6 protein-coding genes and 1 pseudogene are annotated in these 6259 nt (G+C 63.4%); all 7 read right to left on the minus strand.

Annotated features, from left to right (window positions below; translation table 11 throughout):
* Nucleotides 1-98: pseudogene (locus QZ609_RS23325) on the minus strand (ribonuclease III); the annotation flags it as partial.
* Nucleotide 99: 1 nt separating this feature from the next.
* Complete coding sequence (locus tag QZ609_RS23330; protein WP_295499945.1) at nt 100-468, minus strand: DUF4845 domain-containing protein; 369 nt, start codon at nt 466-468, stop codon at nt 100-102.
* A 62-nt stretch (nt 469-530) separates the two neighbouring features.
* On the minus strand, nt 531-1424 hold the full coding sequence (gene lepB / locus QZ609_RS23335) for a signal peptidase I (RefSeq protein ID WP_295499948.1): 894 nt from the start codon (nt 1422-1424) through the stop codon (nt 531-533).
* A 35-nt stretch (nt 1425-1459) separates the two neighbouring features.
* The gene (lepA, locus tag QZ609_RS23340) at nt 1460-3259 is read right to left on the minus strand and encodes a translation elongation factor 4 (RefSeq protein ID WP_295499950.1); all 1800 of its coding nucleotides are present in this window, start codon (nt 3257-3259) and stop codon (nt 1460-1462) included.
* A gap of 199 nt (nt 3260-3458) precedes the next feature.
* Entirely contained in the window at nt 3459-3734 is a 276-nt protein-coding gene (locus QZ609_RS23345) for a glutaredoxin family protein (RefSeq protein ID WP_295499956.1), read from the minus strand.
* A gap of 14 nt (nt 3735-3748) precedes the next feature.
* Nucleotides 3749-5251 carry a DegQ family serine endoprotease gene (locus tag QZ609_RS23350; protein ID WP_295499952.1) on the minus strand — a complete coding sequence of 501 codons (1503 nt, stop codon included), beginning with the start codon at nt 5249-5251 and terminating at the stop codon, nt 3749-3751.
* A 75-nt stretch (nt 5252-5326) separates the two neighbouring features.
* A partial coding sequence (locus QZ609_RS23355; protein WP_295499954.1) for a MucB/RseB C-terminal domain-containing protein occupies nt 5327-6259 on the minus strand: 933 nt, incomplete at its 5' end.

Consider the following 6259-nt stretch of genomic DNA (forward strand, 5'->3'; position numbering starts at 1 on the left):
TGCATCGCGCTGTGGCTGCGATGGGTGAGCGCCTGCTGCAGCAACTCCAGTTTGCTGAAGCGGTAGCCAAGACGTTGCTGCAATGCATCCAGACTCATGTCAATGCTGCGACCCCGAATAGGTAATCAGCAGGGAGAACGGCCCATACAGCGGCACTTCGCGCTTGTACTGGAAGCGTACTGCCTGCACGGTGCCGTTGGCATCGGTCACGTCCAGATCGTCGCCCTTGAGCGACGTGATGTCGTCGATCGCGGCCTGCTTGTCGAACGCGTTCGCCACATCCTGACGGTTGGCCGCTTTGTCACGGGCGATCTTCACGGCGTGGTTGATGGCTTGGTACTCCAACAGGCTCGGAATGGAACGGATCGCCGGCAGCACCGCCGTGAGGATCACGATAATGACAATCAGGAACCCGAACATCGAAATCCCGCGCGACTGGCGCTTCAAACCGCCCCGGTGCATCCGCATTGCATTTCCCCCGTTGTGCAATTGCCGAGTTTCAATAAGAGATCTATGGGTCACTTTTCGGATCAGCGGAAGCTGCCGATCCGCTTCAGGTCACCCAGGTTCATCCAGATGAAGAACGCCTTCCCGACGATGTTCTTGTCCGGCACGAAGCCCCAGTAACGGGAGTCCGCGCTGTTGTCGCGATTATCGCCCATCATGAAATAGTGACCTTCGGGTACCTTGCAGGTAAAGCCGGTCTGATTGTAAGTGCAGTTTTCGCGGAACGGAAAATCGTCCGGGCCGGACACATAGGGCGGGCGCTCGGCATCGTTCAGGATGTTGTGCGTGACGTTGTCGAGCGTTTCCTGGTACTGCTTGGAATACGACAGCCGCTCACCGTCGAGGTAGTCGGCCTGCGACGCATAGGTGGCCGGCTGGCCGTTCACCGTCAGGCGCTTGTTGTCGTACTTGACGACGTCGCCCGGCACACCGACCACGCGCTTGATGTAGTCCATCGACTCATCTTTCGGGTAGCGGAAGACCATCACATCGCCGTGCTGCGGCTGGTTCATCTCGACGATCTTCTTGTTCACGATCGGCAGGCGCACGCCGTACGTGTACTTGTTGACGAGGATGAAGTCGCCGATCTGCAGCGTCGGGATCATCGAGCCCGACGGAATCTTGAACGGCTCGACCACGAACGAGCGCAGCAGGAACACTGCCGCGATCACCGGGAAGAAGCTGGCGGTGTATTCCAGCCACCACGGCATGCGCAGCTTGTCTTCGGCCAACTGCAGGCGCGCGGCACCGATATCGGCCACGCCACCAAATTGCGCCTGCGTTTGCGCGCGCGCATCGAACTCAGCCAGCGCGGATGTTGCCGCGGCCTGGCGCTGACGCTGGAACACCAGCTTGTCCGCCACCCACGCAATACCGGTGATGACGACGAGAACAAACAGAATCAGGGCGAAGTTCATGAATGAGAGAGGCGCAGTTGCGCAATTCGTCCAGGTTATTTTTCTTCGACACGCAGGATGGCGAGGAACGCCTCTTGCGGAATTTCAACGGTGCCCACCTGCTTCATGCGCTTCTTGCCCTCCTTCTGCTTCTCGAGGAGCTTCTTCTTGCGCGAGATGTCGCCGCCGTAGCACTTGGCCAGCACGTTCTTGCGCAGCGCCTTGACGTTCTCGCGTGCGATCACGTTGGCACCAATGGCGGCTTGGATGGCCACGTCGTACATCTGGCGCGGAATGATTTCACGCATCTTGGCGGCCACTTCGCGGCCACGGTAGGCGCTGTTGGAACGGTGGACGATGATGGACAGCGCATCGACCTTGTCACCGTTGATCAGGATGTCGACCTTGACCACGTCAGATACGCGATATTCCTTGAATTCGTAGTCCATCGACGCATAACCGCGCGAGACAGACTTCAGCCGATCGAAGAAGTCCAGCACGATCTCGCCCATCGGGATCTCGTACGTCAGCTGGACCTGGCGGCCGTGATAGCTCATGTTGATCTGCGAGCCGCGCTTCTGCTCACACAGCGTGATCACGGCGCCTACATATTCCTGCGGCATGTACAGGTTGACGGTGACGATCGGCTCCAGGATCGCCTCGATCTTGCTCGGATCCGCGGGCATCTTGGCCGGGTTTTCCACCTGCACCATGGTGCCGTCGCGCTGCTGCACCTGATAGACCACCGTCGGCGCAGTGGTGATCAGATCCATGTCGAACTCGCGCTCCAGGCGCTCCTGCACGATCTCCATGTGCAGCAGGCCCAGGAAGCCGCAGCGGAAGCCAAAGCCCAGCGCCTGCGAGACTTCCGGCTCGTATTGCAGCGAGGCGTCATTGAGCTTGAGCTTCTCCAGCGATTCGCGCAGCGCCTCGTACTGGTTGGCCTCGACCGGATACAGGCCGGCAAACACCTGCGGCTTGACTTCCTTGAAGCCCGGCAGCGGCGCTTCAGCCTTGCGCGGCGCCACGTGGGTGATGGTGTCACCCACCTTGGCCGCCTTCAGCTCCTTGATGCCGGCGATGATGAAGCCCACCTGCCCCGCCGACAGCGACTCGCGCGGCACCGACTTCGGCGAGAACACGCCCACCTGCTCCACCAGGTGCTGCGCACCCGTGGCCATCAGCAGGACCTTGTCCTTGGCACGCAGCGTGCCGTTGACCACGCGCACCAGCATCACCACGCCGACGTAGTTATCGAACCACGAGTCGATGATCAGCGCCTGCAGCGGCGCCTCCGGGTCGCCCTTGGGCGGCGGCACCTTGGCGATCAGCGCTTCCAGCACGTCGGGCACGCCCACGCCGGTCTTGGCCGAGCAGCGCGTTGCGTCCTGCGCGTCGATGCCGATGACGTCTTCGATTTCCTGGATGGCGTTGTCCGGGTCCGCTGCCGGCAGGTCGATCTTGTTGAGCACCGGCACCACTTCCACACCCAGCTCAAGCGCGGTGTAGCAGTTGGCGACCGTCTGCGCTTCCACGCCCTGCGACGCATCCACCACCAGCAGCGCGCCCTCGCAGGCGGACAGCGAGCGGCTGACTTCATAGCTGAAGTCGACGTGGCCCGGGGTGTCGATCAGGTTCAGGTTGTAGACCGTGCCGTCCTTTGCTTTGTAGGACAGCGCGGCGGTCTGCGCCTTGATGGTGATGCCACGTTCCTTCTCGATGTCCATCGAGTCCAGCACCTGGGCCTCCATCTCGCGGTCGGAGAGGCCGCCACACAGCTGGATGATGCGATCGGCCAGCGTCGATTTGCCGTGGTCGATGTGGGCGATGATCGAGAAATTGCGGATATTGTCCATCGAATGCGTCGAAAAGCGCGCCGTCCTGGGCGCGTCTGCCGGGGCGCGAGGCGATTCCGGCGTGGCCGGCGCGCGGTGGACGGCGCCGGCGGGAGGTGTTTGGGTTCAAGCCGATATTGCGGTGCAAAAATCGGCGCTAACAGACGATTTTACCGGATTTCAGGGGGCTTCCCGCGCCTCTTTTTGCGGCGCATACGCATCAGCCCTGGGCCATCTGCGTGGACAGCCACGCCCGCACGGCCGCGCCGTCCAGAAAGTAGTGACACAACTCCTGGGCGTCGGCCGGGGCCGTGTGTGGCGAGCCGGTCATCAGTACCGGCACCAGTTCGCCAAAACGGTCTTCCAGTGCTGGCTCGCTGTCCACGTCCACCTCGTGCAGCACAAACGGAAAGTCGCGCCGGAAGGGTTCCAGCGCGACCTTCATGTCGTCGCACAGATGGCAGTACGTGCGGCCGTAGAGCGTGAGTTCGAGCACTGCGGCGCGCGACTTCAACGCGCGGTGCTCGGGCGCATCGTCACCACCTGGGTGGCGTCGCCGCGGCGCACGAACACAGCCACCATGCGACTCTTGTCGAGCTTGTTGACGACGTCGCCGAACTGCTTGGCGCTGGTGATATCGGTATCACCCACGCGCAGGATCACATCGCCCGGGCGGATGCCGGCGCGCGCTGCGGGGCCGTCCGACACCTGCACCTCGACGCCACCCTTGGCCTTGGAATCACGCGGCGCGCCTTCAGACAGATCCGCCACCACCAGCCCCAGCGCGTTCACCTTGCCGGCGCCCGCCTGGCCGCCGTCCGGCTGACCACCCTTGCCGCGCTGGGCAACCTTGGTATCGGGCTGCAGCTCGGCCACCGTCACGGTCAGGTCACGCGTCGTGCCCTTGCGCCACACCTGCACGGTCGCACGCGTGCCCGGCTTGGTCTCGCCAACCTGTCGCTGCAGGTCGCCCGCCTTCTCGACGTCGCGGCCGTTGAATTTCAGGACGATGTCGCCAGCCTCGATGCCCGCCTTGTCGGCCGGACCTCCGGATTCCACATTGCCCACATAAGCGCCGCGCGCGCGACCCAGGCCCAGCGATTCTGCTGCGTCCTTCGGCACGTTGTCGATCGCCACACCGATGCGGCCACGCGTCACGCGGCCCTGTGCCTTGAGCTGCTCGGCCACGCGCATCGCCTCATCGATCGGGATCGCGAACGAGATGCCCATGTAGCCGCCGCTCTGGCTGAAGATCTGGTTGTTGATGCCGATCACCTCGCCGCGCAGGTTGATCAGCGGCCCGCCCGAGTTGCCGGGGTTGACCGCCACGTCGGACTGGATGAACGGCAGGTAGTCGCCCGTATCGCGGCCCTTGGCCGACACGATGCCGGCCGTGACCGTGTTGTCCAGGCCGAACGGCGAGCCGATCGCCAGCACCCATTCGCCCACGCGCACCTTGTCGGAATCGCCCAGTTTCAGGCTCGGCAGGCCGGTGGCCTCCACCTTGACCAGCGCCACGTCGGTGCGCTTGTCGGAGCCGATCAACTTGGCCTTGAACTCACGCTTGTCGGTGAGCGTGACGTAAATCGTCTCCGCGCCCTCGACCACGTGGGCGTTGGTCAGCACGTAGCCGTCGCCCGACATGACGAAGCCGGAGCCAACGCCACGGCTTTGCTCCTCTTCAGGCTGCTGCGGCGCGTTACGGCGCTTCTGCTGCCCTTGCCCCTGCCCCGGCGCGCCGGGCATCGGCACGCCGAAGAAACGGCGGAAGAATTCGGCCATGTCGTCGTCGCTCGGGCCGCTCTGCACGCGCACCTTTTCGGTGGTGCGGATATTGACCACGGCAGGGCTGACCTTTTCCACCAGGTCGGCAAAGTCGGGCAGACCGTAGGTGCCCGTCGCCGTGCTGCCGGTGACGTTCTGCGCGGTGGCCGGCGTTAGCGCGCCACCGGCAGCGACGATGGCAGCGACGCACAGCAAACGCAGCGCGTGTACGGTTCGAGCGTTACGCATGGAAGCTCCCCGAAACAAAGGATCGACAGATAAAGACGCTGCGCCATGCATTGGCGCAGCGGAAGACATGCGCGCTTATTGCGGCGCGCTGGCTGGCCGGCCGGCCGCGTTGGCAGATACCGGTTTGTAGTCGACGGCCGCCCCGAACTGCTTGATGGTAGCAAAGGGAACCTCGCCCACCACCGTGAGCCAGAAATCGGCAATGCGGCGCACCATCACGTGCGTGGCGCCCTGCGTGATGAAACCCTCGCGGCGCGCGCGCTTTTCCGACACCGGCTCGATAAAGAGCGACAGGCCCGCCAAGCCATCGCTGAAGACGACCTGCTGCACCTCGAAGCCGGACGACTTGCCCGTCGGCGCAATATCGCCCAGCGGCCGGCGCACCTCGCGGATCTTCTGGAAGCCCTTGATCGGGCTGTTGATGGTCCAACCCTGGTCAGCCAGATTGGTCGACTGGGACACAATCTCGTACTGGTTCCAACCGGCCACGCTCTTCATCGCCGCCAGGATCTTCTGCTTCTCGGACGGCACCCCCACCTCGACCTGCGAGAAGGCGACCTGCTCAAGCACCTTGCCGTCCTCGCCCATGGTCTGGGCGCGCATCAGGAGGCCGGAGTTGCGCTCGGCCCAGATGCGGTAGGCGTAGCGGAAGCCGTCTTTCGGATCGAGCTGGAAGACTTCGCAGTCCATGCCGGCCACACGTTCGGCCGGCAGGTGACGCATGTCGTACTGGTCGAGCACATCGCCGTTGGTAGTCGCGAGCAGCGCGGGGAAGCTGTCCTTGTTTTCCTGCTTCTCCGTCACCACCAGCTTGATCTCGTAGATCAGGTTCCGGACGACGTCATTCTGGCGCAGCAGTTCACGCTGCTTGCCGTCCAGCGCCTCAACGCGCTCGTACTCGTTGTTGAAGAGATCGGTGTAGTGCTGGATGCGCGTGGAATGCATGCCCGAACCACGCTGATACGTGAGCGTACCGACATAGTTCTGCTTGAGCGCCGCGCGATGGAT

The organism is uncultured Ralstonia sp. (assembly GCA_913056305.1).
Taxonomy (GTDB): domain Bacteria; phylum Pseudomonadota; class Gammaproteobacteria; order Burkholderiales; family Burkholderiaceae; genus Ralstonia.

Bases quoted from the DNA above. Each gene is read 5' to 3' on its own strand.
- QZ609_RS23330 (WP_295499945.1), bottom strand. From the start codon at position 468: ATGCGGATGCACCGGGGCGGTTTGAAGCGCCAGTCGCGCGGGATTTCG.
- lepB (WP_295499948.1), bottom strand. From the start codon at position 1,424: ATGAACTTCGCCCTGATTCTGTTTGTTCTCGTCGTCATCACCGGTATT.
- lepA (WP_295499950.1), bottom strand. From the start codon at position 3,259: ATGGACAATATCCGCAATTTCTCGATCATCGCCCACATCGACCACGGC.
- QZ609_RS23350 (WP_295499952.1), bottom strand. From the start codon at position 5,251: ATGCGTAACGCTCGAACCGTACACGCGCTGCGTTTGCTGTGCGTCGCT.